The 24860-nt window shown below is 65.0% G+C and carries 32 protein-coding genes and 1 tRNA gene; 20 read left to right on the top strand and 13 right to left on the bottom strand.

Annotation, left to right across the window (positions count from 1 at the left end):
- Positions 1-472: 472 nt before the first annotated feature.
- Together ORS3428_RS32660 and ORS3428_RS32655 are read left to right on the top strand one after the other, a co-directional pair.
- On the top strand, positions 473-1465 hold the full coding sequence (locus ORS3428_RS32660) for an aminotransferase-like domain-containing protein (protein ID WP_108723152.1): 993 nt from the start codon (positions 473-475) through the stop codon (positions 1463-1465).
- Positions 1462-2052 (top strand): aminotransferase class I/II-fold pyridoxal phosphate-dependent enzyme, encoded by a 591-nt coding sequence (locus ORS3428_RS32655; RefSeq protein WP_108723151.1) that lies wholly within the window; start codon positions 1462-1464, stop codon positions 2050-2052. The genes ORS3428_RS32660 and ORS3428_RS32655 overlap by 4 nt, the downstream gene beginning before the upstream one ends.
- Positions 2053-2305: 253 nt before the next feature.
- Here ORS3428_RS32655 and ORS3428_RS23410 read toward each other — a convergent pair whose 3' ends face one another.
- The 5 genes from ORS3428_RS23410 to ORS3428_RS23390 all read right to left on the bottom strand — a co-directional run bounded on the left by ORS3428_RS23410 (position 2306) and on the right by ORS3428_RS23390 (position 4982).
- The gene (locus tag ORS3428_RS23410) at positions 2306-2791 is read right to left on the bottom strand and encodes an SRPBCC family protein (RefSeq protein WP_071100659.1); all 486 of its coding nucleotides are present in this window, start codon (positions 2789-2791) and stop codon (positions 2306-2308) included.
- On the bottom strand, positions 2788-3105 hold the full coding sequence (locus tag ORS3428_RS23405; protein ID WP_071100658.1) for an ArsR/SmtB family transcription factor: 318 nt from the start codon (positions 3103-3105) through the stop codon (positions 2788-2790). The genes ORS3428_RS23410 and ORS3428_RS23405 overlap by 4 nt, the downstream gene beginning before the upstream one ends.
- Positions 3106-3259: 154 nt before the next feature.
- Positions 3260-3610: a hypothetical protein gene (locus ORS3428_RS23400; protein WP_071100657.1), complete on the bottom strand. Its 351-nt coding sequence runs from the start codon at positions 3608-3610 to the stop codon at positions 3260-3262.
- Positions 3611-3752: 142 nt separating this feature from the next.
- Positions 3753-3829, bottom strand: a tRNA-Arg gene (locus ORS3428_RS23395).
- Between the two features lie 211 nt (positions 3830-4040).
- Positions 4041-4982: a DUF1003 domain-containing protein gene (locus ORS3428_RS23390; protein WP_071100656.1), complete on the bottom strand. Its 942-nt coding sequence runs from the start codon at positions 4980-4982 to the stop codon at positions 4041-4043.
- A gap of 496 nt (positions 4983-5478) precedes the next feature.
- On the opposite strand from ORS3428_RS23390, the gene ORS3428_RS23385 reads away from it, so the two are divergent.
- Positions 5479-5928 (top strand): universal stress protein, encoded by a 450-nt coding sequence (locus ORS3428_RS23385; RefSeq protein ID WP_071100655.1) that lies wholly within the window; start codon positions 5479-5481, stop codon positions 5926-5928.
- Positions 5929-6007: 79 nt separating this feature from the next.
- Here the strand turns inward: ORS3428_RS23385 and ORS3428_RS23380 are convergent, their stop codons facing one another.
- Positions 6008-6985 (bottom strand): D-alanyl-D-alanine carboxypeptidase family protein, encoded by a 978-nt coding sequence (locus ORS3428_RS23380; RefSeq protein WP_071100654.1) that lies wholly within the window; start codon positions 6983-6985, stop codon positions 6008-6010.
- 352 nt (positions 6986-7337) lie between these two features.
- On the opposite strand from ORS3428_RS23380, the gene ORS3428_RS23375 reads away from it, so the two are divergent.
- The 3 genes from ORS3428_RS23375 to ORS3428_RS23365 all read left to right on the top strand — a co-directional run bounded on the left by ORS3428_RS23375 (position 7338) and on the right by ORS3428_RS23365 (position 9767).
- Positions 7338-8444, top strand: coding sequence for a hypothetical protein (locus ORS3428_RS23375; protein WP_071100653.1), 1107 nt, complete (start codon positions 7338-7340; stop codon positions 8442-8444).
- 312 nt (positions 8445-8756) lie between these two features.
- Positions 8757-9368, top strand: a complete 612-nt coding sequence (locus tag ORS3428_RS23370) for a nucleoside triphosphate hydrolase (RefSeq protein WP_071100677.1) — start codon at positions 8757-8759, stop codon at positions 9366-9368.
- A 93-nt stretch (positions 9369-9461) separates the two neighbouring features.
- On the top strand, positions 9462-9767 hold the full coding sequence (locus tag ORS3428_RS23365; protein ID WP_071100652.1) for a hypothetical protein: 306 nt from the start codon (positions 9462-9464) through the stop codon (positions 9765-9767).
- 3 nt (positions 9768-9770) lie between these two features.
- Here the strand turns inward: ORS3428_RS23365 and ORS3428_RS23360 are convergent, their stop codons facing one another.
- From ORS3428_RS23360 to ORS3428_RS23350, 3 genes are all read right to left on the bottom strand, one after another.
- Positions 9771-10475 carry a glutathione S-transferase family protein gene (locus ORS3428_RS23360; protein WP_071100651.1) on the bottom strand — a complete coding sequence of 235 codons (705 nt, stop codon included), beginning with the start codon at positions 10473-10475 and terminating at the stop codon, positions 9771-9773.
- A 168-nt stretch (positions 10476-10643) separates the two neighbouring features.
- Positions 10644-11852: a beta-ketoacyl-[acyl-carrier-protein] synthase family protein gene (locus ORS3428_RS23355; protein WP_071100650.1), complete on the bottom strand. Its 1209-nt coding sequence runs from the start codon at positions 11850-11852 to the stop codon at positions 10644-10646.
- A gap of 4 nt (positions 11853-11856) precedes the next feature.
- Positions 11857-12111: an acyl carrier protein gene (locus ORS3428_RS23350; protein ID WP_071100649.1), complete on the bottom strand. Its 255-nt coding sequence runs from the start codon at positions 12109-12111 to the stop codon at positions 11857-11859.
- Positions 12112-12306: 195 nt separating this feature from the next.
- Here ORS3428_RS23350 and ORS3428_RS23345 point away from each other — a divergent pair, with 195 nt between their 5' ends.
- The 4 genes from ORS3428_RS23345 to ORS3428_RS23330 are packed head-to-tail and all read left to right on the top strand — an operon-like array spanning position 12307 to position 14057.
- Complete coding sequence (locus tag ORS3428_RS23345; RefSeq protein WP_071100676.1) at positions 12307-13149, top strand: urease accessory protein UreD; 843 nt, start codon at positions 12307-12309, stop codon at positions 13147-13149.
- A 21-nt stretch (positions 13150-13170) separates the two neighbouring features.
- A complete protein-coding gene (locus tag ORS3428_RS23340) occupies positions 13171-13473 on the top strand; it encodes an urease subunit gamma (RefSeq protein WP_071100648.1) in 303 nt (100 codons plus the stop codon).
- A 10-nt stretch (positions 13474-13483) separates the two neighbouring features.
- Positions 13484-13738, top strand: a complete 255-nt coding sequence (locus tag ORS3428_RS23335) for a DUF1272 domain-containing protein (protein WP_071100647.1) — start codon at positions 13484-13486, stop codon at positions 13736-13738.
- A 13-nt stretch (positions 13739-13751) separates the two neighbouring features.
- On the top strand, positions 13752-14057 hold the full coding sequence (locus ORS3428_RS23330; protein WP_071100646.1) for an urease subunit beta: 306 nt from the start codon (positions 13752-13754) through the stop codon (positions 14055-14057).
- A 20-nt stretch (positions 14058-14077) separates the two neighbouring features.
- Here the strand turns inward: ORS3428_RS23330 and ORS3428_RS23325 are convergent, their stop codons facing one another.
- Together ORS3428_RS23325 and ORS3428_RS23320 are read right to left on the bottom strand one after the other, a co-directional pair.
- Complete coding sequence (locus ORS3428_RS23325) at positions 14078-14515, bottom strand: hypothetical protein (RefSeq protein WP_244508079.1); 438 nt, start codon at positions 14513-14515, stop codon at positions 14078-14080.
- 279 nt (positions 14516-14794) lie between these two features.
- Complete coding sequence (locus ORS3428_RS23320; RefSeq protein ID WP_108723150.1) at positions 14795-15172, bottom strand: hypothetical protein; 378 nt, start codon at positions 15170-15172, stop codon at positions 14795-14797.
- A gap of 185 nt (positions 15173-15357) precedes the next feature.
- Here ORS3428_RS23320 and ureC point away from each other — a divergent pair, with 185 nt between their 5' ends.
- The 8 genes from ureC (at position 15358) to ORS3428_RS23280 (ending at position 21665) form a co-directional block, all read left to right on the top strand.
- Positions 15358-17070 carry an urease subunit alpha gene (ureC, locus tag ORS3428_RS23315; protein ID WP_071100643.1) on the top strand — a complete coding sequence of 571 codons (1713 nt, stop codon included), beginning with the start codon at positions 15358-15360 and terminating at the stop codon, positions 17068-17070.
- 94 nt (positions 17071-17164) lie between these two features.
- Positions 17165-17758 (top strand): hypothetical protein, encoded by a 594-nt coding sequence (locus tag ORS3428_RS23310; protein ID WP_071100642.1) that lies wholly within the window; start codon positions 17165-17167, stop codon positions 17756-17758.
- A 58-nt stretch (positions 17759-17816) separates the two neighbouring features.
- Complete coding sequence (locus ORS3428_RS23305) at positions 17817-18422, top strand: glutathione S-transferase family protein (protein WP_071100641.1); 606 nt, start codon at positions 17817-17819, stop codon at positions 18420-18422.
- Complete coding sequence (locus ORS3428_RS23300; protein ID WP_071100640.1) at positions 18419-18997, top strand: urease accessory protein UreE; 579 nt, start codon at positions 18419-18421, stop codon at positions 18995-18997. Before ORS3428_RS23305 ends, ORS3428_RS23300 begins: the two co-directional genes overlap by 4 nt.
- Positions 18945-19661, top strand: a complete 717-nt coding sequence (locus ORS3428_RS23295) for an urease accessory protein UreF (RefSeq protein ID WP_443136872.1) — start codon at positions 18945-18947, stop codon at positions 19659-19661. The genes ORS3428_RS23300 and ORS3428_RS23295 overlap by 53 nt, the downstream gene beginning before the upstream one ends.
- Positions 19658-20098, top strand: a complete 441-nt coding sequence (locus tag ORS3428_RS23290) for a DUF3995 domain-containing protein (RefSeq protein ID WP_071100639.1) — start codon at positions 19658-19660, stop codon at positions 20096-20098. Before ORS3428_RS23295 ends, ORS3428_RS23290 begins: the two co-directional genes overlap by 4 nt.
- On the top strand, positions 20095-20727 hold the full coding sequence (ureG, locus tag ORS3428_RS23285; RefSeq protein WP_071100638.1) for an urease accessory protein UreG: 633 nt from the start codon (positions 20095-20097) through the stop codon (positions 20725-20727). The genes ORS3428_RS23290 and ureG overlap by 4 nt, the downstream gene beginning before the upstream one ends.
- A gap of 170 nt (positions 20728-20897) precedes the next feature.
- The gene (locus ORS3428_RS23280) at positions 20898-21665 is read left to right on the top strand and encodes a class II aldolase and adducin N-terminal domain-containing protein (protein WP_071100637.1); all 768 of its coding nucleotides are present in this window, start codon (positions 20898-20900) and stop codon (positions 21663-21665) included.
- A gap of 86 nt (positions 21666-21751) precedes the next feature.
- Here the strand turns inward: ORS3428_RS23280 and ORS3428_RS23275 are convergent, their stop codons facing one another.
- A complete protein-coding gene (locus ORS3428_RS23275; RefSeq protein WP_071100636.1) occupies positions 21752-22384 on the bottom strand; it encodes an HAD family hydrolase in 633 nt (210 codons plus the stop codon).
- Between the two features lie 204 nt (positions 22385-22588).
- On the opposite strand from ORS3428_RS23275, the gene ORS3428_RS23270 reads away from it, so the two are divergent.
- Positions 22589-23548 (top strand): sugar-binding transcriptional regulator, encoded by a 960-nt coding sequence (locus tag ORS3428_RS23270; protein ID WP_071100674.1) that lies wholly within the window; start codon positions 22589-22591, stop codon positions 23546-23548.
- A 59-nt stretch (positions 23549-23607) separates the two neighbouring features.
- Here the strand turns inward: ORS3428_RS23270 and ORS3428_RS23265 are convergent, their stop codons facing one another.
- Positions 23608-23793 (bottom strand): hypothetical protein, encoded by a 186-nt coding sequence (locus ORS3428_RS23265; protein WP_071100673.1) that lies wholly within the window; start codon positions 23791-23793, stop codon positions 23608-23610.
- 110 nt (positions 23794-23903) lie between these two features.
- On the opposite strand from ORS3428_RS23265, the gene gcvA reads away from it, so the two are divergent.
- On the top strand, positions 23904-24812 hold the full coding sequence (gcvA, locus tag ORS3428_RS23260; RefSeq protein ID WP_071100635.1) for a transcriptional regulator GcvA: 909 nt from the start codon (positions 23904-23906) through the stop codon (positions 24810-24812).
- Positions 24813-24860 lie beyond the last annotated feature (48 nt).

The raw sequence follows: 24860 nt of genomic DNA, 5'->3' as shown, positions 1-24860 counted from the left end.
AAAAGCTTTCGCGCGCGGCGGCCGGGCGACTGCAAAAGCCCGTGCCGTATTCGGTTGGCGAGACGTCCTCCCAGCGCCTTGCCCAACCTCTTCTTGAAGCGGAAGTCTACGCCCCTCTGTCTCCATCGCGAGGGCCAGTTTTGCGGAAAATGAAGGAACCAGTTTGAGTGCGCTGGTGGCTGTGGCAGGATGCGGGACGGGAAGGAAAAGCAGCAAGATGTCGATGGTCGGCAGGACAGCGCCCCCCTCTGCCCTGCCGGGCATCTCCCCCACGAGGGKGGAGATTGGRCGTCACGCCGGTCTTCGMCAATCACTACCGTTGCAGAAAGGGCGGGGCGCCGGAACTGCCTATCTCCCCCCTTGCGGGGGAGATGTCCGGCAGGACAGAGGGGGGTGGGCGGGAACTCGGCCTGCGAGGCCCCTTAGGTGCTCTTCCCACCCAATTGCCGAGCAGCAATAGAGCGAGCTGGTCATGCGCCCCCACCACCCCAAACCCCAAGCCTTCCCCCTTGACATGCTGGCGGTGAACCGTGCGAGCGGCGAGCACCTGTCGCGCCAGCTCTACCACGGGCTGGTCGCCATCATCCGCAACCGCGCGCTGGCGCCGGGCTCGGAGCTGCCGTCGACGCGCGCGCTTGCCGCCGAGCTCGGCCTTGGCCGCAACACCATCGTTGCGGCCTATGACCAGCTTGTCACCGAAGGCTATCTCGCCAACCGCCAGGGCGCGCGCCCGGCGATCGTCGACCTGCCGGACGGCCCGCGCGAGAGCCCGCCCGAGGCGCCGCCGGCGCCGCTGCGTTCGCCCTCGCGTCGCGGCGAGGAACTGCTCAGCCAGCCCTGCCATCACGGCACGCCAGGGCGCTTTGCCTTCCACCCCGGCATGCCGGATGCCGCGAGCTTTCCCTTCGGCGTCTGGGGCCGGCTGGTGGCGCGCCGCGCCAGCCATGGCGGCGAGACCCTGTTCGGCACCTATGACGTGACCGGCCATCCGGCGCTGAAGGAGGCGATCGCCGGCTACCTCTTTTCCGCGCGCGGCGTGCGCTGCCGGCCGGAGCAGATCGTCGTCACCACCGGCGCGCAGGCGGCGTTCGATCTTCTGGCCCGCCTTTTACTCGACCCCGGCGACACGGTGTGGATGGAGGAGCCCGGCTATTACGGCGCCAAGGCCGCCTTCACCGTGGCCGGCGCCCGCATCCTGCCGATCCCTGTCGACCAGGAGCGCGGCTGGCGCTTAGAGCATGATCCCGAAAAGTGGGAACCGGTTTTCGGAGAAAGATCATGCTCCAACAAAGAGTTAGATCGTGATGGCGATTCAACGAAACGCCATCATGGTCTAGACGCGCCTGACCCGGCGCCCCGTCTCATCTATGTGACGCCGGCCTGCCAGCATCCGCTCGGCATCACCATGCGCTGGAGGAGYGGCTGCGCCTGCTCGACATCGCCGGGATCGCCAACAGCTGGGTGATCGAGGATGATTTCGACGGMGAATACCGCTTTCAAGGCAGGCCCGTGCCGGCGATCCAGAGCATGGACCGCTCCGGCCGCGTCATCTATGTMGGCACCTTCGCCAAGCTGCTCTTCCCGGCGCTTCGCCTCGGCTTCATGGTGCTGCCGCCGGAGCTGGCGGGGCGCATCGTCAACGCGATCTCGACCACCGGCCAGTTCGCCCCGCTGCTGCTGCAGGCAGCACTCSCCGACTTCATCACCGAAGGCCATATGAGCCGGCACCTGAAGCGCATGCGCCGCATCTACGCCCAGCGCCGTCAGCTCTTTCGCGAGATTGTTTCGGAGCGGCTGCGCGAYGAGATCACGCTCTCGCCCGCCGAAGCCGGCATCCAGGTGGTCGGCTATCTCAGGCCCGGCATCGAYGACATCAAGGTCAGCCAGGCCGCCGCGCGGCGCGCGATCAACGTCTCGCCGCTGTCGAAATATTTCCAGAACACGGCGGCAACGCAGGGGTTGGTGCTTGGCTACGCCGCCTGTGATGCGGCGCAGACGAGGGAAGGCGTAGAGCGGCTGGCAGCGGCGATACGCGAGACGCTGGGTGAATGACTGCCGCATGCGACTGATCGCAGGCCACAAGCGTCGATCGTCGGCGGGACAGCGCCCCCTCTGCCCCGCCGGGCATCTCACCCACAGGGGGAGATCAGATGTCGCGTTCGCTTTCGCCAATCGTCAACGTCTCAAAGATGAGCGGGGCGGCGAAGCTGCCAATCTCCCCCCAAGTGGGGGAGATGGCCGGCAGGCCAGAGGGGGCGCGAAGGAACTCGGCCGTGCAAACCCAAGCTCCCTCGCCACGCGCCCCTCAATCCCCCCGCGCCACCACATCCGCATACCRCTGCAAATACAGCGGCCAGCCCTGATCGCCGCCGACACCGTCGCGCACGCTCTCCCAGCCCTGGCCATGGCGCTCCAGGTTCCGGTGCTCGAGATCGACACGGGTGCGCCCTGCCGTTTCGGCGGTGAAGCGCACTTCCCATTCGCTGGTCCTGGCCGGGTCGGTCTCGATCCGCCATTGCGGGCTGATGTCCCAACTCAAGAGCACTCGGGTTGGCGGCTCATAAGCCAGCACCCGCGCCCAACGGCACTCGCTGCCGTCGACGCCGCGGTCATAGACGTGCCCGCCGACCCGGGGCTCGAACACCGTCTCGGCGATCTGCACGGGAAGYAGATTGTGCTCCGGCGGTTTGAAGCTGCCGAAGCCTTCGGTGAAAACCTTGAAGGCGCGCTCGATCGGCGCCTCGACCACGACGGACTGCTTCACGGACGTGATTGGGACTTGCGTGTTCATGATGACTCCTCTGGTGGGGTCTCGACGGCCTGCTTGTAGGCCGCGAGCGTCTTGCTCCAGAACCGGTCGAGCCAGGCGCGCATCTGGCCAAGCCCGTGCGGGTCGATGTGGTAGACGTTGCTGGCGCCCTTCGGCTCGGCGCGGACCAGCCGCGAATCCTTGAGCACCTTCAGATGCTGCGACACCGCCGACTGCGACACGGCGACCTGCCGCGTGATCTCCGCCACCGAGCGCGGCCRCTCCGCGATCAGCTCGAAAATCTGCCTGCGGGTGGTGTCGCCAAGGGCGGCGAGCTGGGCACTATCAACAGTCATGACTTATGATTAGTGCAGACTGATGATAGAGTCAAGGGAAGAGCGGCAGTAGCTCGGGAGGACGCAGCCGCCATGYGCGCCGYCGCCTCGCCCAGGCAAAGCGAACAAAAAGAGGAGCCGGAACGCACGTGGGCGGTGCGACTCGGGCGAAGGGCTAGGGCGCGGGGTCGGTGAGGAAGGGCATGATGTCGACGCCGTCTCCTGGAAAGACGGAGAAATGCGGGTGATTCTCGAAGAGGCGGGCGGCGGCCTCGATGGTTTCAGCCTCAACAACGATGTAGCCGCAGAAGGCATTCRCGGCGCCGGCGATGCCGTCCTTGGTCACGCGCGTCGTCTTGCCAACCATGCCGCCGCGGTCACGAAACGATGCGGCATTCCTCTCCTCCCATTCCGCCCACTGCTTTAGCCCGACGGCGTCGATCGCGTCCTGCTCGGACTTGGGCAGGGCGCGAAAGCGGGCGAGGTCTTCGGGCTTCATGGTGTAGACGGCGAGATAGCGAGGCATGCGGCGCGCTCTTCAGGCGGAAAGACCGTTCGAGCCTAGACTCCCCACTGGCCCGAGTCACTCCGCATTCGCGCCGTAAGTGCCTGCCGCCTATCTGCATCGGATCGGGACGTCCGCTTGCCCAAAGCGGCCTAAGGGGAATTGGCGCACCCGACAAGATTCGAACTTGTGACCTCTGCCTTCGGAGGGCAGCGCTCTATCCAGCTGAGCTACGGGTGCTTCCCGGGGAATCCGGAAAACGAACCGGCCGGTGAACCGGCCAACCACGGCTTCTTAGCGGAAGCGCGGGCAGGCTTCAACGGCCAATTGGAGTGGTGATGTCTTGAGGCTGCGGTGCGCCGGCACGCTGCGGGGAGTGCGAGGCGAGTGCCGGCGGATCAAGGCGTCTCGCGGGCTTTCTCCGGCTTGGCCCTACCGGCCGAGCCGGCCCTCAATCCTGCGCCTCGCCCTTTGCCGTCTCGGTCTTCGCCGTCCTGCGCCTTGTTCCRTGCGTCRYCCGCTTCGGCTTCTTGGCGGTCAGCTCGTGCATTGCGTCGAGCTGCATCTGCTGCATCTCGGCCAGGCGCTGCCATTGGCGCGAGATCAGGTAGTCGAGCTTTTCGTGCAGGTGCCGCACTTCGAGCTCGGCCTTCAGGTTCACCCGGTAGTCGTTGAAGGAACGCAGCCGGTCTTTCGCTTCCTGCCGCTTCTGGCTCATCATGATCACCGGCGCCTGGACGGCGGCGATGCAGGAGAGCAGTAGGTTGAGCAGGATGAACGGGTAGGGGTCGAAGGCGCGGGTGGTGCCCTCGAACAGATTGACGCCGATCCACAACACCAGCACGCCGGCGAAGGAGATCAGGAACCACCAGCTGCCGCCGAAAGCCGCCATGTCGTCGGAAACGCGCTCGGCGAAGGTCCGGTGCTCCTCGAATTCCTCTTCCGAGTTTTCCGAGATCGTGTCCTGCCTGGCGATCGATTCCACCACCTGGCGGTCGAGTTCGGAGAATTCGCCGTGCTCCTGCTGAAGCAGTTCCTCCATATAGCGCATGCGGTAGCGCGAGAGCTCCTCGCGGCTGATGCGGGCGCCGCGCGGCAGGTCCGGATGGTCGGAGCGGATGCGGTCGGCTAGGCTCGGGCGCAAATCGTCGATGCGCACAAGGTCGCGCTTGCGGAATTTCTTGCCGCTGATCGCCGACGGCTTTTTCTTAGGCTTGGCCCGCGGCGCGYCGGGCAGGGTCGGCTCGGAGTCCGGCACATCCGGCGTTTCGAAATGCTCGTCGGAGCCCTCATGCAGCTCGTCCGGCACGGTGGCCGCCTCGAGATACTCGCCGCCGCTCTCGTTTTCGTTGTCTGCCTTTTTCTGCGCGGAAGTCTTGGGGTCGCTGGCCATGGTCAGTGCTCCTGTTCTCGCCGCCTGATACGATATGCCAAGCCGGYGTGGCATATCCACCGTGACTGTGAATCTGGTGTGACCGAACAAGTTCTTGTGATGGATGGAGGGGCGTGGCTTTTCGGCCGCCTCTACGCGCAATGCCTGTGGCCGCGCAAGCCCCCGCTCCGTCTCGGCACTGCGCGCCGATCCACCTCTCCCCCGCCTTGGCGGGGGCGAGGAACCAAGCTTGCTCAGGCTGCGGCCTCGGCGATTGGCATTTCCTCGCCCCCATGAAATGGGGGAGAGGTGGCTCGGCGAAGCCGAGACGGAGCGGGGGAGCGCCGTGGGCGATCGTCGATCGGCTGAGAGACTGGCGTCATCGTCGTCGCCCGCTGGCCCCATACTGGCCCTGTGGGCGGCCCGGCCGGCAAACTATATCCAAATCAGGCCTGCCAGCTCAGGCTCCCGCCAACCCAAGGGCGAGCATCGCCCGCACGAAGAGGGATCGCGTCTCATGTACAAGCATCTTCTGATCGCCACCGACGGCTCGGAACTAGCGGAGAAGGGCGTCGCCCACGGCCTGGAGCTCGCCAGGGGCCTCGGCGCCGCCGTCACCTTCGTCACCGTCTCCGAGCCGTTCCCGGCGCTTGCCTGGGGCGGCGCCATGGCCGGCTATGTCGCCGCCGACGAGCTCACCAACTACGAGGAAAGCGCGCGCAAATATGCCGGCGAGGTGCTGGACAGGTGCACGGCCTCGGCCGACGCGCTCGGCGTGCGCGCGAAGGTCTTGCACGTCGAGAACAGGGCGCCCGCCGAGGCGATCCTCGACACGGCCCGCGCGGAAGGCTGCGACCTCATCGTCATGGCCTCGCACGGACGCCGCGGCCTCGGCCGGCTGATGCTCGGCAGCCAGACCGCGGAAGTGGTGTCGCTGACGGATATCCCGGTGTTGGTGGTGAGATAAGCATCCCAAAAAACGCGCAGCGAATGCGATCCTTCGCCGCCCCCTCGGGGGCGCTGTCCCGCCGGCGTATGTTGAAGGCTTACTGAGCCGGCAAACCCGGCAGCGTGGAATCGGGCGCCGGCAAACCAGGCGCAGGTAACCCGGGAAGCGGCGAGGCGGCCTGCGGCYGCCCGGCATACATTAGCGTCGGCTTGGCGTCGGCGCTCGTCGCCGCAAGGCTCCTCTGGATCAGCGCCTCGACATGGTCGTTGCGCTGGCGCGCGCTGTCGGCGCCCATCACCACCACGATGAGATGTTTTCCGTCGGCATTATAGGAGGTGACGATGTTGTAGCCGGAGGCGCGGATATAGCCGGTCTTGATGCCGTCGACGCCGCGCACCCGGCCGAGCATGTCGTTGTGGCCGCGCACCAGGCGGCCGCGGAACATGAAGTCGCTTTCGGAGAAATAGTGGAAATGYTGCGGGAAGCGGTTGCGGAGCGCCATTCCCAGCACCGCCATGTCGCGCGCCGTCGTCACCTGGCCATCGTCGGGCAGGCCGCAGGCGTTGCGGAAATTGGTGCTCGTCATGCCGAGCTGGTGCGCCTTGGCGGTCATCATGGCGGCGAACTGCTCCTCGCTGCCGCCGCCGAGATATTCGCCCACCGCCACCGCCACGTCGTTGGCCGACTTCACCACCATGGCGCGGATGGCGGAATCGACGTCGATCGTCTCGCCGTGCCGGAAGCGCAGCTTGGTCGGCGGCTGCGAGGCGGCGTGGTCGGAAACCGGGATCTGCGTCTCCTTGGTCACCCGGCCGCTCTCCAGTGCCTCGAACAGCAGGTAGAGCGTCATCATCTTGGTGAGCGACGCCGGATAGCRCTGCGCCGTCGAATTGACCTCGAACAGCGTCTTGCCGCTCGAGGCGTCGACCACGATCGCCGCGTATTTCTGCGGCCTTGCCGGGACAGCGAGCACGCTTTCCGGCGGGGCGGCGGTGGTGCAGCCGGCGACCAGCACCAGAAAGGCAAGCGCGGCGATCAGTTTCTGGAGAAGAGGAACGGGACGCAGATAGGACAAGATGGTTCTTAAGCTGTTGCTGAGATGCGGCGAAGCTAGCGTAGCGCGTTTGCGGCGTCCAACTGGTTAATGGGGATCAGAATGTATTTGCCCAGGTTTTGCTTCGGACGTCGGCGCTGCCCCTCATCCGCGTGCCGGCACCTTCTCCCCGTATAGTGACGGGGAGAAGAATGAAGCTCCAACGTCGGCGCCTCCCTCTCCCCGTTCTTCACGGGGAGCGGGTAAGGGAGGGGCAGCGCCGAGTTCGACAAGTGGTGGCATTCGCCTGATGCAAAATGCCTGTCGCTGCGCTTGCGCTGAGGACACCTGGCAGGCTTTGCTGCCGCCCTGCAAAAGATTCGGGGGCAGGACAATGGATACGGTCACGATCGGCGCAAAGGGCATCTCGGTTTCGCTCGATCTCGCAGTCGGCCATATCGCCGTCATGGAGGTGGAGGCCGACGGCCGCATCCTGAAGCCGCTGCACCGCGCGCCCTGGGTCGGTTCGCCGCGCGAAACGCTGCCGGAAAACCTGCCCGAGGGCACGGTGCGGCTCTCCGGCGATTTCCTCTGCGCGCCGTTTTCCACCAGCGATGTCGAGGCAGYACCCCTGCATGGCTGGACGGCGAACAGCCCGTGGGATGTCGCCGAGAACGGCGCCGTCGCCGGCGGCTGGCGGGCCGTGTTCCGGCTGCGCCGCAAGGTCATGGGCGCCACCGTCGACAAGATTTTCACGCTCCGCGACGGCCATCCTTTCCTCTATCAGGAGCACATTTTCTCCGGCGGCTCGGGCGCCATTTCCGTCGCCCATCACCCGATGACGGCGATGAAGGACGGCGRCCGGCTGGCCTTCTCGCCGAAGCGCCTGGCGGTGGCGCCGCCTGCGCCGCTCGAGCCCGATCCGGCGCGCGGCCGCTTCCGGCTCGCCTATCCCGCCCGCGCCGTCGACCTCACCCGATTCCCGCTCGCCGCCGGCGGCACCACCGATCTCACCGACTATCGCATGGAAGACCGGCGCGAGGATTTCATCACGCTGGTCGAAGCCGATCATGGTGGGCCGGGYTGGACCGCGCTCGCGCGCCCTGCCGAGCAGGATCTGGTGCTGGTGCTGAAGAACCCGGTCGAGCTGCCGGTGACCATGCTGTGGTTCAGCAATGGCGGGCGCGACTATGCGCCGTGGAGCGGCCGCCATGTCGGCGTGYTCGGCATCGAGGACGGCCGCGCTGCGGTCGGTCACGCCGCCTCGCTCGGCGACAACTGGCTGAAGCGTGAAGGCGTGGCGACGGCCTTCGCCCTTGCCGAAGGGCGCAGCGTCTCCTTCCGCCATGTCATCGGCGCGGTTCCGTTCACCGATGCCGAGCCGCCACGTGGCCTCGAATCGGCGCCGGACCGATTGYGCGTCCTCACCGCCGGCGGGACAGCGCGCGAAGTGCCGTTCGACGGCGACTTCCTGCGCATCGGCCGGTCCGGCCCTGCCTGACTGATCTGCGGAACAGATTCCATTGTCGCGATCGCTGGCGCTGCCCCTCATCTGCCTGCCGGCATCCTCTCCCCGTAGAGCGGGGAGAGGGGCTTTGTCGCCAACGATTTCGCCATTCGCCGAGCCGGCGGAAACGGATGCCACGGCCGCAGCCGCCTCTTTCTCCCCGTTCTACGGGGAGAAATGCCCGGCAGGGCAAAGAGGGGGCGGCACTGACATCGACGACAGGCCGGCGCCATGGCGCGATCGCGGTTTGAAATTTCCGCCTTTCGCAGCCAAGATGCGGCCGCAACTGCTAGCGGAAAGGTGCCGATGTCTGACTTAGCCCATATCACTGCCGCCATCTTCAAGCGCGCCGGCAAGGCCAAGCGTTTCGTCGTTGCCATTGCCGGCCCGCCGGGAGCCGGCAAGTCAACCATATCGGCCAGGCTRCATGAATTGCTCCCCGAAGGCACGTCGGAAGTCGTTCCGATGGACGGCTTTCATTATGACGACATCGTGCTCAACCGGCGCGGCTTGCGCTCGCRCAAGGGCGCGCCGGAAACCTTCGACTTCGCCGGCTTCGAGACGCTTTTGAAGCGCATCCGCGCCGGCGAGCCGGACATCGCCATTCCCGTCTTCGACCGCAGCATGGAACTGTCGCGCGCCGCGGCCGAAATCATCGGTGCCGACACCAAGTTCATCCTGGTCGAAGGCAATTATCTTTTGCTCGACGAGGAGYCGTGGTCGCGGCTGGCGCCATTGTTCGATTTCACCATTTTTGTCGACGTGCCGCGCAACGAGCTCGAGYGCCGCCTGATGGARCGCTGGCGCGRCCATGGCCGCTCCGACGAGGACGCCCGCGCCTGGATCGCCTCCAACGACATGCCGAACATCGAGCGCGTGCTGGCGCGTCGCCGCGAGGCCGATCTGGTGATTGGTTAACCTGCTCAATTTTCAATATTTTTGGGCGGGAACCTTAAGATTTACAGGTCGTTATGGCCGTATTCTCAATTGTCAGGCGTAAGGGATCGTCCCATGGCAACCAAGACCAGAAAACCCGCGCCCGCCAGAAGCAGGGCCAATCCATCCAAAGCCGCCGCCACGCCGGCAGCGACCGACCGCGCCAAGGAGRCCAAGCCGACCTTCGGCAAGGCCGCGCCCAAGAAAGTGGTGCCCGCCGCATCGCACAAAGCCGGCRCAAAACCCGCCAGCCCGCACAAGCCGGCGGCGGGCAAGTCGGGTCCGATCCGCACCGTGGYAAGCGCTGCGACCGGAGCGGTGGTGGCCACAGCGCGGCTTGCCGCGTCCGTTCTTGGACGAGGCGGCGCCAAGAGGAAATAGTTTTTAGCCTCTCGCCGGAATGGTGAGGCCACGCTGCACGGCCGGTCGGGCAAGGCCGCGCTCCAGYCATGCCGCAACAGTCGGGAAATCGTCGAAGCCGACCAAGTCGCGCRCTTCGTAGAAGCCGATCAGGTTGCGCACCCAGCCGAGCATAGACACATCGGCGATGGTGTAGTCGTCGGCCATGATCCATTGYCGGCCTTTCAGCCGCCTTTCCAGCACGCCGATCAGCCGCCGCGACTCGTCGCGGTAGCGCTCCAGCGGCCGCTTGTCGGCGATCTCGCGCCCGGCGAACTTGTTGAAGAAGCCGACCTGCCCGAAGATCGGGCCGATCGYGGCCATCTGGAAGAACACCCACTGGATCGTCTCGTAGCGCCGGATCGGATCGGCCGGGATGAGCTTCCCGGTCTTGTCGCTGAGATAAAGCAGGATGGCGCCGGATTCGAACAGCCCGATCGGGCGTCCGTCGGGTCCGTTCGGATCGATGACCGCCGGTATCTTGCCGTTCGGGTTGAGCGACAGGAACTCCGGCGTCCAGCTCTCGTTCTTGCCGATGTCGACGTAGTGCGGCTCGTAGGCCAGGCCGATCTCCTCCAGCGCAATGGAGATCTTGACGCCGTTGGGCGTCGGAGAGGAATAGAGCTGCAGAAGGTCGGGGTGCCTGGCCGGCCAGCGCTTGGCGATCGGAAAGGCGGACAGGTCGGTCATCGAGGGCTCCGGATGCGGATTGGCGCCGAATGGCGCTCACGGCAGGTGGCCAAGAGTTAGGATCGTCATCCGTCGCGATCAATATGYCGGCAAGCGGCTTGCCGTGCACGGACAGTCAACCAATCCCGGCGGGAGGGCGCGTTCCGGGCTGAGACGCCTGGGGGCGTGTCAGACCGCCCTGAAAGCCAGCACCGCATTGGTGCCGCCGAAGGCGAAGCTGTTGCTCAGCGCCACACGCACCTTGCGCTCGCGCGCCACGTTCGGCGTCACGTCGAGATCGCATTCGGGGTCGGGTTCGCGGTAGTTCGCCGTCGGCGGCACAATGCCGTCGCGGATCGCCATGACGCAGGCGATCATCTCCAGYCCGCCCGACGCRCCGAGGCAATGCGCATGCATCGACTTGGTTGAGGACACCGAAAGTTCGCGCGCATGCTCGCCGAAGACGCGCTTGATCGCCGCCGTCTCGATCTGGTCGTTGGCCTTGGTGCCGGTGCCATGCGCGTTGAGATAGTCGACATCGTCGGGGTTGAGCCCGGCATCCACCAGGCAGAATCGCATCGCCGCTTCCGGTCCCTCGATCGTCGGCGCGACGATATCGGAGGCGTCGGCCGAAAGACCCGCGCCGGCGATCTCGGCGAGAATGGTGGCGCCGCGCGCCACGGCATGGTCGTAGCTTTCCAGCACCGCCATGCCGGCGCCCTCACCGAGCGACAGGCCCTGGCGGTCGGCCGAGAACGGCCGGCAGGTATCGGGCGCCAGCACCCTCAGCGCTTCCCAGCCCTTGAGCACGCCCCATACCAGCGGCGCCTCGGTGCCGCCGGCGACCATGACGTCGGCGCGGCYGAGCCTGATCTGGTCCACCGCCGAAGCGATGGCATGATTGGCCGAGGAGCAGGCCGAGGTGACGCCGAACACCGGGCCGCGCAGGCCGAGATTCATGCTGACCTGGCCGGCGGCTGCACCCGGCATCACCTTCGGCACGGTGAAGATYGCGGCGCGATTGCGGCCTTCGAGAAGGATGGCGCGGTAATTTTCCTCGATCGTTTCGAAGCCGCAGACGCCGATGCCTACAGTTGCCCCCATCCGATAGGTATTGTCGGCATGCGCGATCAATCCGGACTGCCGCATGGCCTCCCGCGCCGCGATCACCGCCAGCAGGCTGARGCGGTCCATCGACACCACTTGCTTGCGGTCGATGCCGTGATCAGGAAGCTCTTTGATTTCGCAACCGACCTTGACCTTCAGGTCATGCAGCGAAGGGTTGTCGATCGGGCCGATTGCCGAGCGGCCGGCGCGCATTGCGTCCCAGATCGCCGGCACATCGTTGCCGAGCCCGCAAATCCCGCCAATGCCGGTGATGACGACGCGCTTCAACATGCAATCAGGCTTTTTTCGCGATCAACTCGCGAACCGCCTCGACCATGTCGCCGACGTTCTTCAGGTTGCTCCAGGCGTCGACCGTGTTCATCTCGATCTCGATGCCATATTGCTCCTCGAGATCGAAGATGATCTCGGTCAATTCCAATGAATGGATACCCAGCGTGTTGAGGTCCGTGCTTGGCGTGATTTCCTCGCCACCCGGTTCGGCATGCGCCTTGATCTTTTCGATGATTTCGGTGGTCAGCTGGTCCGCCATTCGGTTCCTTCCCCTGTCGTTTTCCGACGCCAACTGATCAGCGCCCCTTCGTTTCCGGATTCACAAACGCCGTCGCCCCTACCTCGCCAGGCATCGCGTGACCGCTCCAAGGTGGCTCCCTCTATAGAAACCGAAACGATGTCAAGCAACAAGCTATATATCGACAATGCCGCCGGAGTGCTTAACGTTGGCGCTGTGGACATGATCGACGATACCCTGGTTTCCCAGCCTGCCCCTCAACGTGTTGCCGGGCGAGCCAGGCTTTTCTGCGGCAAGAGCGGCGGCCGAACCAGGCTGCGACGCCTTTATCAGGACGGATCGGCCAAGATTCGCATGCCGGCGGTTCAAGGCGACCCGCTCGAGGCCGTGCTCATCAACACGGCCGGTGGGTTGACCGGCGGCGACCGACTCGGCTGGTCGATCGAGGTCGACGAGGGCGCCTCTGCATCGATCACCACCCAGGCCTGCGAGAAGATCTATCGCGCCGCTTCCGGCCGGGCCGAGACCCGCGTCAGCCTCACCGTCGGCGCCAAAGGCCGCATCGCCTGGCTGCCGCAGGAAACCATCGTCTTCGACCGCGCGGCCTTCGCCCGCACGCTCGACGTCGAGCTTGCAGCGGACGCCGAGGCGCTGCTGCTGGAGGCGACGCTGTTCGGCCGGCTGGCGATGGGCGAACGGACGCTCGACGGCAATTTCCACGATCGCTGGCGGGTGCGCCAGGATGGCAGGCTCATCCATGCCGAGGATTTTCGCATCGGGCCGGATATCGCGGCCAGGCTCCAGCGTCCGGCCGTGGCCGGCGGCGGGCTCGCGATGGCAACGATGCTTCTTGTCTCGCCGGGCGCAGAAACCCTGCTCGACACCGCCCGCGCAATTGTTGGTGATCAGGGCGCTGCCAGCTTCTGGGACGTTGGACAATCTGGCAAGCTTCTTGCGAGGCTCACCGCCGGCGACGGCTACCAGCTCCGCAAGCGGCTGGTTCCGCTCGTCGAATTGCTCAACGGGCGGGCGGGCCTGCCCAAATTGTGGTCACTTTGACCTCGAATATCGGGAAGACGCATGAATCTGACACCGCGTGAAAAAGACAAGCTGCTCATCGCCATGGCGGCGATGGTGGCGCGAAAGCGGCTGGAACGCGGCGTCAAGCTGAATCATCCCGAGGCGATCGCGCTGATCACCGACTTCGTCGTCGAGGGCGCCCGCGACGGCCGCTCGGTGGCCGAGCTGATGGAGGCCGGCGCGCATGTCCTCACCCGCGCGCAGGTCATGGACGGCATTGCCGAGATGATCCACGACGTCCAGGTCGAGGCGACGTTCCCCGACGGCACCAAGCTGGTGACCGTGCACGAACCGATCCGGTGAGGAGAGACCAATGCTGGAGCTGAGGCCCAATTGCGAGTGCTGCGACAAGGATCTTCCGCCGGAGGCGGGCGATGCGCTGATCTGCACCTTCGAATGCACCTTCTGCGCCGATTGCGTGGCGGACRTTCTCGGTGGCGTCTGCCCGAACTGCGGCGGCAATTTCTCACCGCGGCCGATCCGGCCGGCAGCAATGCTGAAGAAATATCCGGGCTCGTCAAGGGGCGTGCTCAAGGCCGAGGGCTGCGGCMCTCGCAAGGCAGYATGACTGTGAGGGTGYAATGATCCCGGGCGAAGTCATCACGGCAAAGGGCGAGATCGAGCTGAACAAGGGGCTGCCGACGGTGACGCTCAAGGTCACCAACAGCGGAGACCGTCCGATCCAGGTCGGCAGCCATTATCATTTCTTCGAGACCAATGAGGGGCTGAAATTCGACCGTGAACGCGCCCGCGGCATGCGACTCGACATCGCCGCCGGCACTGCCATGCGCTTCGAGCCGGGCCAGGAACGCGACGTGACGCTGGTGCCGCTCGGCGGCAAGCGCGAGGTCTATGGATTCCAGCAGAAGGTGATGGGCAAGCTGTGAGGTCCGGCGGCTCGCTCACTTCACTTCGGAGGCTTGGCCGCCGCGTAGATGACAATCTTCCCAGGGTTGTCRAATTCGACGGCGAGCACGTCATCAGCGAGCACCCGCCGCGAGTCGATCGCGYTGAAAAGCAGCGCGTTCGCCTCGATCTCCTGGCGCAGTTCCGTCACGTCATCCTGATGCTGCTTCACCTTGTTCTCGATTGCCGGCGGCGGTCCCCCTTCGCTGCGCGCGGCATCGGTCAGGAAGACGATATCGACGGTGTCGAGCTTGGTCGTCTTGCGCACGGTGYCGATGTTGTCGCGGGTGCGGTCGATGGCGCTGATGACCCTGCCGGYCTCGGTCTTCGACAGCACTTCCTCCTGCCGGATGTCCGAATCGACGATCGTCGCACCCGGCTTGTTGCTCTCCAGAGGCTGCGCCGGGAACGCATGCGGGACGGCGGCTGCGAAAAGCATGGCCACCGCCGTAGCTGGAACAGCCATTTTGACGTGTGYCGCCATCGCTCGCTCCTGACTGGAAATCCGGTGGGGCGAAAAGAGCAAAACGACTCTTGCTGGGCGGAGGTTCCCTTGCGCCTCTTGGCGGCAGGCCCGACGTCGGCCCGCCAGCGCCTGTCAGGCGGCCTTTCTAGAGCGGTTCAGCGTCTGGAAGGACCGCCGAACCGCTCTAGCCGTCTGCTTCTGCGCAATTCCGGACGGAAAACCGTTGCACACTTCTCCTGGGGTTGCTCCAGGTCAGCTCGACTTCTTGGTGATCAGGGTCAGCGCGCCGTTGGGCTGCAGGCTGGCGGCGATCACCTGAGCCGAGCTCATCCCCTTGGCTTCGAGCGCAGACTTCACCTTTGGCGTCGCGTCAATYGATTTGCGCAATGTCTGCAGGCCTGCATCGCCGCGTTGCGCCACAATCTGGTTGACCTGCGTCTGTGTGTCCTTTGGCAATTCCGTAATGTCGACGATGCTGACGCTCTCGATCGTCGGCGGTTGCGATTTTGGCGCGGCGGGAGCAGGCGTCGCTGGCGCGGGGCTCGTCTGGGGCGCGGGCTGCTGCTGGGCGCTGGCCGCACCCGCCAGCATCAAGGTTGTCGCGGCGGCGAAAAATATCGTTTTGCGCATGGATATTCCTTCCATCGTTTTGGCAAAAGATCGTTTGGGCCCGCCCACCTCAACCGCCAGATGGGAACGCCCAAATGGGAACGCAAAGTGTCGCTGAGCGGGTCATTGYGTGACCATTGGATGGCGACAATGTGCGCCCCGGGCTCGATCATTTTCGGCAACCTCACTTCCGGGAGCTATCGCTGATGGCCAGAATTACGCGTGCTGCCTATGCGCAGATGTACGGCCCGACCGTCGGCGACAAGGTGCGGCTGGCCGATACCGAGCTCTTCATCGAGGTCGAGAAGGATTTCACCGTCTATGGCGAGGAGGTGAAATTCGGCGGCGGCAAGGTGATCCGCGACGGCATGGGYCAGAGCCAGGTGGCGCGGGCCGACGGCGCAGTTGATACCGTGATCACCAACGGCCTGGTCGTCGATGCGCTCACCGGCATCGTCAAGGCCGATATCGGCTTGAAGGACGGCCGCATCGCGGCAATCGGCAAGGCCGGCAATCCAGACACTCAAACTGGCGTCACCATCATCATCGGACCGGGGACCGAGATCATCGCCGGCGAAGGCAAGATCCTGACGGCCRGCGGCTTCGACGCGCACATCCATTTCATCTGCCCGCAGCAGATAGAGGAAGCGCTGATGAGCGGGATCACCACGATGCTGGGCGGCGGCACGGGTCCGGCGCATGGCACCTTGGCCACCACCTGCACGCCCGGCCCCTGGCACCTGGCGCGCATGATCCAGTCCCTAGACGCCTTCCCGATGAATATCGGCCTGTCCGGCAAGGGCAATGCTTCGAAGCCGGCGGCGCTCGAGGAAATGGTGCTTGCCGGCGCCTGTTCGCTGAAGCTGCATGAGGACTGGGGCACGACGCCGGCCGCGATCGACTGCTGCTTGTCGGTCGCCGACGACTATGACGTTCAGGTGATGATCCATACCGATACGCTTAACGAATCGGGCTTTGTCGAGAACACCGTCGCGGCGATCAAGGGCCGCACCATCCACGCCTTCCACACCGAGGGCGCCGGCGGCGGCCATGCGCCGGACATCATCAAGGTCTGCGGCCTGCCCAATGTCATCCCGTCCTCGACCAATCCGACCCGGCCCTACACCGTGAACACGCTGGCCGAGCATCTCGACATGCTGATGGTCTGCCATCATTTGTCGCCGTCGATCCCGGAGGACATCGCCTTTGCCGAAAGCCGCATCCGCAAGGAGACGATCGYGGCCGAGGACATCCTGCACGACATCGGCGCCTTCTCGATCATCTCCTCCGACAGTCAGGCCATGGGGCGCGTCGGCGAGGTGGCGATCCGCTGCTGGCAGACGGCAGACAAGATGAAGCGCCAGCGCGGCGCGCTGCCCGAGGAAACCGGCGACAACGACAATTTCCGCGTCCGCCGCTATATTGCAAAGTACACGATCAACCCGGCGATCGCGCACGGGCTGTCGAAGGAGATCGGTTCGGTGACGGTCGGAAAACGCGCCGATCTGGTGCTGTGGAACCCGGCCTTCTTCGGCGTCAAGCCGGAGATGGTTCTGGTCGGCGGCACGATCGCCGCCGCGCCGATGGGCGATCCCAATGCCTCGATTCCGACGCCGCAGCCGATGYATTACCGGCCGATGTTCGGCGCCTATGGCAAGGCGCTGACMAACTCCTCGGTGACCTTCGTCTCCAAGGCCGCTTTCGATGCCGGCCTGCAGGGCAGGCTAGGCGTGGAGAAGGCAATGGTCGCGGTCGAGAACACGCGCGGCGGCATCGGCAAACATTCCATGGTGCTCAACAACGCCACGCCGCATGTCGAGGTCGATCCGGAAACCTATGAGGTGCGCGCCGACGGCGAGCTCCTGACCTGCGAGCCGGCGACCGTGCTGCCGATGGCACAGCGGTATTTTCTGTTCTGACGCCGATTGCGCCTTCCGGTGAGCGGGCAAATTCCGTTGCGGGTGGAGTGTGGACCCTGCACTATGCGGTTGAGCAACTGCATAGCTAACAACCATGCCCACCGAAATCGCCTCTCCCCACGACATCTTCCCRCATATCCGCATTGTCATGGGCATGGTGATCGGTCTTGGCGTCACCCGGTTGCTGTCCGGCGTCGCCCGCATCGTCCAGCACCCCGGCCAATACCGGCTCTATGCGGTGCATCTCGCCTGGGTGGGCTCGGTGCTGTTGATGCTTGTGCATTTCTGGTGGTGGGAGTTCGGTCTCTACGCCATCCAGTCCTGGACCTTCGGCAAATACCTCTTCATCATCTTCTACGCCATCACGCTCTTCCTGCTCTGCGCACTGTTGTTTCCGGATTCGATGCTCGATTACACCAGCTACGAGGACTACTTCTATTCGCGGCGCGCCTGGTTCTTCGGCCTRCTTGGCGCCACTTACCTGCTCGACATCATCGACACGCTGCTCAAAGGCCCGGAGCATTTCGCCCGCTTCGGCAACGAATATCTGATCCGCACGCCGGTCTTCGTGGCGCTTTGCCTGGTCGCGATCCTGGTGCGCGATCGCCGCTACCACATCGCCTTCGTTGCGGCCGCGCTCGTCTACCAGATATCCTTCATCCTGCGGCTCTTCGACACCATCGTCTGAGCGACATTGGGTCGATGTCCAGGATGGTCTAGGGTTCCGGGAAAGGCAGGGTTCAACCATGTACAAGGCCGTCGGATCCCGAGGCTCCCGGGTCAGTCGCGTGCTCTGGATGCTCGAGGAGCTCGCGCAGCCCTATGGGTTCGTCGAGATCAAGCTGCGCTCGCGCGAGGCCTATGCGCTGAACCCCTCCGGCAAGGTGCCGATCCTGATCGACGGCGAGCTGAAGATCACGGATTCGGCGGCGATCTGCGTCTATCTGGCGGACAAGCACGCCGATAAGGGCATGGGCGCCAATCCCGGTCTCGCCGGGCGCGCCGAGATGGATTCCTGGACGCATTTCGCGCAGAGCGAGTTGGAGGCGCCGCTGTGGAATAAGCTGCGCCATCGCTTCTTGTTGCCCGAGGAGCTGCGTGTCGATGTCGGCCCTGCAGCCGCGCATGATTTCGCTTCGGAAGTGAAGGCGCTGGATCGCCGGCTCGGCGACAGGCCCTTCGCGCTCGGCGAGCGTTTCTCGGCCGTCGACGTTCTGCTCGGCGACATCGGCGGCTGGGCTCGCGCCGGCAGGTTTCCGATCGAGTCCGATCGCGTCAACGCCTATTTCGATCGTGTTTTGCAGCGCCCGGCCCGTGCCCGCGCGCAGGCCAATGGAGGAGCCTTCAAATGAAGCTCGATATCCGCACCGACTTCACCAAATTCCCGCGCGCCGTCTCGGTTGTGCCTGCCGCAGAGACGGGAGCGGCCGCGGCCTACGACAAGGCGGTGCTTGCCCATGACGAGCGGCATCTGCGCCGCCGCGCCATCGAAACGGCGGGCGGCGGCAAGATCCTGGTCGACCTGCCCGCGCCTGTGGCGCTGAACAATGGCGACCGGCTGGTGCTGGAGGATGGCCGCCAGCTCGAGATCGTCGCCGCGCCGGAGGAGGTCTACGACATCCGCGCCCGCGACGCCGTGCATCTGACCGAGCTTGCTTGGCACATCGGCAACCGCCATCTCGCGGCGGCGATTGAGGCGGACCRCATCCTCATCCTGCGCGACCACGTCATCAAGGCGATGCTGGAAGGGCTCGGCGCTACGGTGAACGAGGTGCTGGTGCCGTTCAGCCCGGTACGCGGCGCCTATTCCGGGCATGGCCAYGACCACGGCCATGATCACCATGCGCATGATCACGGTCACGACCATCACGATCATGACCATTCGCATGACCATCATGACCACGACCATGGTCACCACCATGATTGACAAGCTGTCCGGCGCCGCGCTGCTGCGGCTGATGGCCTGGCTGTCGCCATCCTTTCCGGTCGGCGGGTTCTCCTACAGCCATGGCCTCGAACGCGCCGTRCATGATGGGCTGATCGCCGGTCGCGAAGATCTTGCCGGCTGGCTGGAGACGCTGGTCGAGATGGGCTCCGGCTGGAACGATGCCGTGCTGTTCGCCGAGGGCTGGCGCCGGGCGCGCGACGGGGGCGATCTCGGGGAGCTTGCCGCGCTGGCCGAGGCATTCGCGGGCTCGCGGGAGCGCCATATGGAAACCATGCTGCAGGGCGCGGCTTTTCTCAAGGCGGCGTCCGCCTGGCCGTGTTCCGCGCTGGAGCGCCTGCCGGCCGATTGCGCCTATTGCGTAGCCGTCGGCGCTATCGCCGGCAGCCACGGCATCGCCCTTTCCGACGCCCTGTCCGCCTTCCTGCAGTCCTTCTTTTCCAATCTCGTGCAAGCGGCGATCCGCCTCGGTGTGGCAGGGCAGGTCGACGCTGCCACTTTGTTAGCCGGCTTCGAGCCATTGGCATTGGCGACGGCAAGCCGGGCCGCAAACTCTTCGCTCGACGATCTGGGCGGCTCGGCCGTCATCTCCGACATAATGGCGATGAAGCACGAAACCCAATATTCGCGTCTGTTCCGCTCATGATCATCCTGGCCTTCGCCCTCTCCCTCGTTCTGCTCCTGATCACCACGCTGCATGTCTACTGGGGCATAGGCGGCATCTGGCCGGGGAAGGACGCGAAATCCTGCGCCCGCGCCGTCATCGGCTTCCGCGGCGTCGACGAGATGCCGTCGCCTGTCGCGAGCTTGGCCGTCGCTGCATGCCTGGCGCTAGGCACGCTCTGGCCAGTGGCGCTCACCGGGGTGTTCGCCTCGCCCTTTCCTAGGGAGGGCCTTGCCGCCACGGCGCTGATGATCGGCCTTGTGTTCCTCGGCCGCGGCGTTGCCGGCTTCACGCCCTGGTGGCGMAGGCTGACGCCGGAGCTGCCTTTCGCGCGGCTCGATCAGCGCCTCTACTCGCCGCTCTGCCTGTCGATCGGGCTGGGCTTTGCAGTCCTTGCAATCTCGGAGTTTCCGTCATGACACAAGCTAACGGCCCCCTCCGCGTCGGCATCGGCGGTCCCGTCGGTTCCGGCAAGACGACGCTCACCGAGAAGCTCTGCAAGGCGCTGCGCGACCAATTCTCGATCGCCGTCGTCACCAACGACATCTACACCAGGGAAGACGCCATGATGCTGGTTCGCCTGCAGGCGCTGCCGGAGGAGCGCATCGTCGGTGTCGAGACGGGCGGTTGCCCGCATACCGCTATCCGCGAGGACGCCTCGATCAATCTGCGCGCGATTGCGGAATTGAACCGGAAGTTTCCCGATCTCGACATCGTCTTCATCGAATCCGGCGGCGACAACCTCGYCGCAACCTTCTCGCCGGACCTTGCTGACTTGACGCTCTATGTCATCTCCGTCTGCCAGGGCGAGGAGATCCCCCGGAAAGGCGGCCCGGCCATCACCCGCTCCGATTTCCTGATCATCAACAAGAGCGATCTGGCGCCCTATGTGAACGTCAACCTCGATGTCATGGAGGCGGACGCCGCGCGCATGCGCGGCAAGCGGCCCTTCGGCTTCACCGACCTGTCGCGCGGCAAGGGCCTGCAGGAGGTCATCGATTTCATTCTGGAGCATGGCGGRCTTCATTCGGCGCGGCCGGCGGCCTGACGCGGGAGCAATTCCAGGAAAAGTGCGCTGCGGTTTTCCGTCCGGAATTGCGTAAAACAAATGAAAGCAGCCAGCGTTTCCACCAAACGCTGGCTGCGTCTGACCCATCAGTTTGCGGTTGCTGGTTGGCGCCCGGCGCGGCATTCTCCGGGAAACTGGAGGATTTTTCGATGAGCCTTGCCCGTCTGCAGAAGGAAACGCTGACCAACCTGCCCTACTATGAGGAGCGGGTMGATCTCGCCGCCGCCTTTCGCTGGACGGCGCGGCTCAACATGCATGAGGCGGTCGCCAACCATTTTTCGCTGTCCGTCAACGAGGACGGCACCAAGTTCCTGATGAACCCGAACCAGGTGCATTTCTCGCGCATCAAGGCGAGCGACCTGCTTCTGATCGACGCCAACGATCCCGACACGCTGTCCGGCCCCGACGCGCCTGATCCGACCGCCTGGGGCCTGCACGGCGCCATCCACCGCAACGTGCCGCATGCGCGCTGCGCCATGCATGTGCATTCGATCCACGCCACGGTGCTTGCCTCACTGGCTGACTCGACCCTGCCGCCGATCGACCAGAACTCGGCCATGTTCTTCAATCGCCATGTGGTCGATGCCAACTATGGCGGGCTGGCCTTCGAGGAGGAGGGCGAGCGCTGCTGCAAGCTTTTGACTGACCCCAAGGTCAAGGTCATGATCATGGGCAATCACGGCGTGATGGTCATCGGCGACACTGTCGCCGACACCTTCAACCGCATGTTCTATTTCGAGCGCGCAGCCGAGACCTACATCAAGGCGCTGTGGACCGGGCGGCCGCTGCGCACGCTCTCTGACGAGATCGCGGAAAAGACGGCGCGCGAGATGGACGACTATCCCGRCCAGGCCGAGCGCCATCTTTCCGAACTAAAGGCGATCCTCGACGAGGAAGAGCCGGTCTACAGGAGCTAACGTCGAGCTTCTCCCTTCTCCCCGTCACTATACGGGGAGAAGGTGCCCGAAGGGCGGATGAGGGGCGGCGCCGAGGTTGGTCAAGCTCAAAGCCCCAACTGCGCCCGCAATTCCTCGGCGCTGTTGATGACGATCGCACCGGGCGGTCCCTCCATCGGCGCCTCCGGCCAGAAGATCGTTTTCATTCCGGCCGCCAGTCCGGCCATTGCGCCGGTCAGGCTGTCGTCGACGGCGAATGCATCCGCCGGATCGACGCCGGCGAGGTAGGCGGCGCGCAGGAAAGGCTCCGCATGCGGCTTGCCCTGGCGCACGTCGTTGCGGCTCACCGTGTGCATGCCGGGATAGGTGAGGCCGACCGCGCTGAGATTGGCATCGACGATCAGGCGGTCGGAGTTGGACACCACGGCCTGCTCGACGCCTAGCGCCCGCAACTGCTTGAACACCTCGATCGCGCCGGGGCGCGGCTTCAGCGTCTCGGCCATCGGCAGATAGTGATCGTATTTGCGCACGATCCAGTCGTCGAAGGGCAGGTCGAGGCCGAACTGGTCGCGCAGCATTTCATAGACCGGCCATGCCGCGACGCCGAGCACGCGCTCATGCAGGTTGGTCGGCGGCGCGATGCCGACGCTGTGCAGAGCGGCGACCAGCGCTGCCTCGTGCAGCGGCTCGCTGTCGACCAGCGTGCCGTCCATGTCCCAGAAAACCGCTTTCGGCGTCATGCAAGGCTCCTTTTGCCGATCCACTTAATGGGTTTCCCTGTCGAGATAAACCGTCCCGCCGGCAAATGGTTTAGTCGAGCGCGAATTGATCTGTCCATGGCTGCTGTCGCTGCAAGCAATTGCTCTTTCGATTGACAATTGCGCAAAGCCGCTTTCGCTGTAATCTATAGCGCCCGCTACTGGCAGGGGCTGGGGAGGCAGGATGTGAACGCGCGACAGGAGACCGGCAGCACGAGGTTGGACGACGCCGCGCGCGCCGGCTGGCTCTACTATGTCGCCGGCAACACGCAGGACCAGATCGCCGCCAAGCTCGGCATTTCCAGGCAGACGGCGCAGCGGCTCGTGTCGCTGGCGATGTCGGAAGGCCTGATCAAGGTGCGCGTCGATCATCCGATCGCCAATTGCCTCGACCTTGCCGCCCGGTTGAGGTCGCGCTTCGCGCTCGATCTGGTCGAAGTGGTGCCGAGCGACCCGACGTCGTCATCGACCACGATCGGCATCGCCGAGGCGGCAGCGGCCGAGATCGAGCGGCGGCTGCGCTCGGCCGAGCCCATCGTCATGGCGATCGGCACCGGGCGCACGCTGAAGGCGGCGATCGAGCAACTGCCGCCGATGGAGTGCCCGCAGCACAAGGTGGTGTCCTTGACCGGCAACATCTCGCCGGACGGCTCGGCCGCCTTCTACAACGTCATCTTCACCATGGCCGACCGGGTCAAGGCGCGCTCCTTCCCGATGCCGCTGCCGGTCATCGCCTCCTCGCCGGAGGAGCGCGACATGCTGCTCAGCCAGCCRATGATCCAGCCGACGCTGGCGCTCGCCGCGGAGGCAGACGTCACCTTCGTCGGTATCGGCGACCTTGGCCCGAAGGCGCCGCTTTACGAGGACGGCTTCATTTCGGAAGGTGAACTGAAGGCGCTGCAGAAGGCGGGCGGCGTCGCCGAGATCGTCGGCTGGGTGTTCGACCGCGAAGGCCGCATGATCGAGGGCATCACCAACGATCGCGTGTCGTCGGCCGCCTTGCCGTCGCGCGAGAAGTCGCTGGTCATCGCGCTGGCCATGGGCGAGCGCAAGCTACCGGGTATCCTTGCCGCCGTGAACCGGCGACTGGTCAACGGACTCATCACCGACGAGCGGACCGCCGCAGCCCTGCTCCGCGGCGCATGACCAGTGCTGTAGGCTCGAAATGGCCGGTGCGCCACTGGTGCCGATAAAAAGAGAGCCGGCTATTTGTAGCGCCCGTGCGGATCGTTGCCGTCGAGGAAACCCATGTCCCGCTGCAGATGCTCCGACAGTTCCCGCACATCGACATAGCCGCGTCGGCGGCTGGCGAACCGTGAAAATTCCCGCGTCAGCAGCGAAATCCATCCGCGTACCGGGTTTGAAACGCTTTTTTCCTGCATCGTGTTCATGATCTTCAGCTTTCGCCGTGCTTGAACCGGATTGATCGTCGACCCAAAATATCGGTCCGGCTCCCGCATGCTTCCAATCAAACGTCGATCATGACCCATAAGGAGGGCTTATGCCCGATCTGAGCTCCCGACAGAATATGCAGCTCCCGCCGCTGCAGGCGATCCGGGTGTTCGAGGCTGTGGCCAGGCACCTCTCCTTCACCAGGGCCGCCGAGGAGCTCGGCATGACCCAGGCCGCGGTGAGCTATCAGATCAAGCTGCTCGAGGAGCGCATCGGCGCGCCGCTGTTCCTGCGCCGGCCGAGGCAGATCGAATTGACCGAGCCCGGTCAGCGCCTGGCGCCCGCCGTCAGCGAGGCCTTCGCCATTCTTGGTCAAGCCTATGCCGCTGCGCGTGGYGGCGCGGACGGTTTGTTGTGCATTACCACGGTGCTGACCTTTGCCTCGAACTGGCTCGCACAGCATCTGGGCTCGTTCCAGCTCGCGCATCCCGCGCTGGCCGTGCGGCTCGATACGTCGAGCCGCCTTGCCGATTTCGCGCGCGAGGATGTCGATCTCGCCATCCGGTCCGGGGGCGGCAAATGGCCAGGTCTGGAAGCGCACAAACTGCTCGATGCCGATTTCACGCCGATGCTGAGCCCGAAGCTTGCGGCCAGCATTGGCGGTGTCAAAGAGCCGGCGGACCTTTTGCGGCTACCGATCCTCGATCCTGGCGACATCTGGTGGGCACAGTGGTTCGAGGCCGCCGGCGTGCATTCGCACGACCTTGCCAAGCGTCCCGGCAGCAGCATGGGCGCTCAGGCCTATGAGGCAAATGCCGCTATCGCCGGCCATGGCGTGGCGATCCTGACCAGGGCCCTTTTCAAGGCCGAGCTGGCCGATGGCCGGCTGATTCAGCCCTTCGACCTGGTCGGTGATGACGGCCACGCCTTTTGGCTCGTCTATCCCACGGCCCGGCGCAACGTGCCGAAGATCCGCGCCTTCCGCGACTGGATCCTCGCCGAGATCGCCCGCCAGTAGCTGAGACCCAGCAACCAACCACGGAAGTGGGCTTCCGCGCGCTGCCTT

This window comes from Mesorhizobium sp. ORS 3428 (assembly GCF_001854785.1).
GTDB lineage: Bacteria > Pseudomonadota > Alphaproteobacteria > Rhizobiales > Rhizobiaceae > Mesorhizobium.
This window is presented reverse-complemented; position numbering and strand designations above follow the sequence as displayed.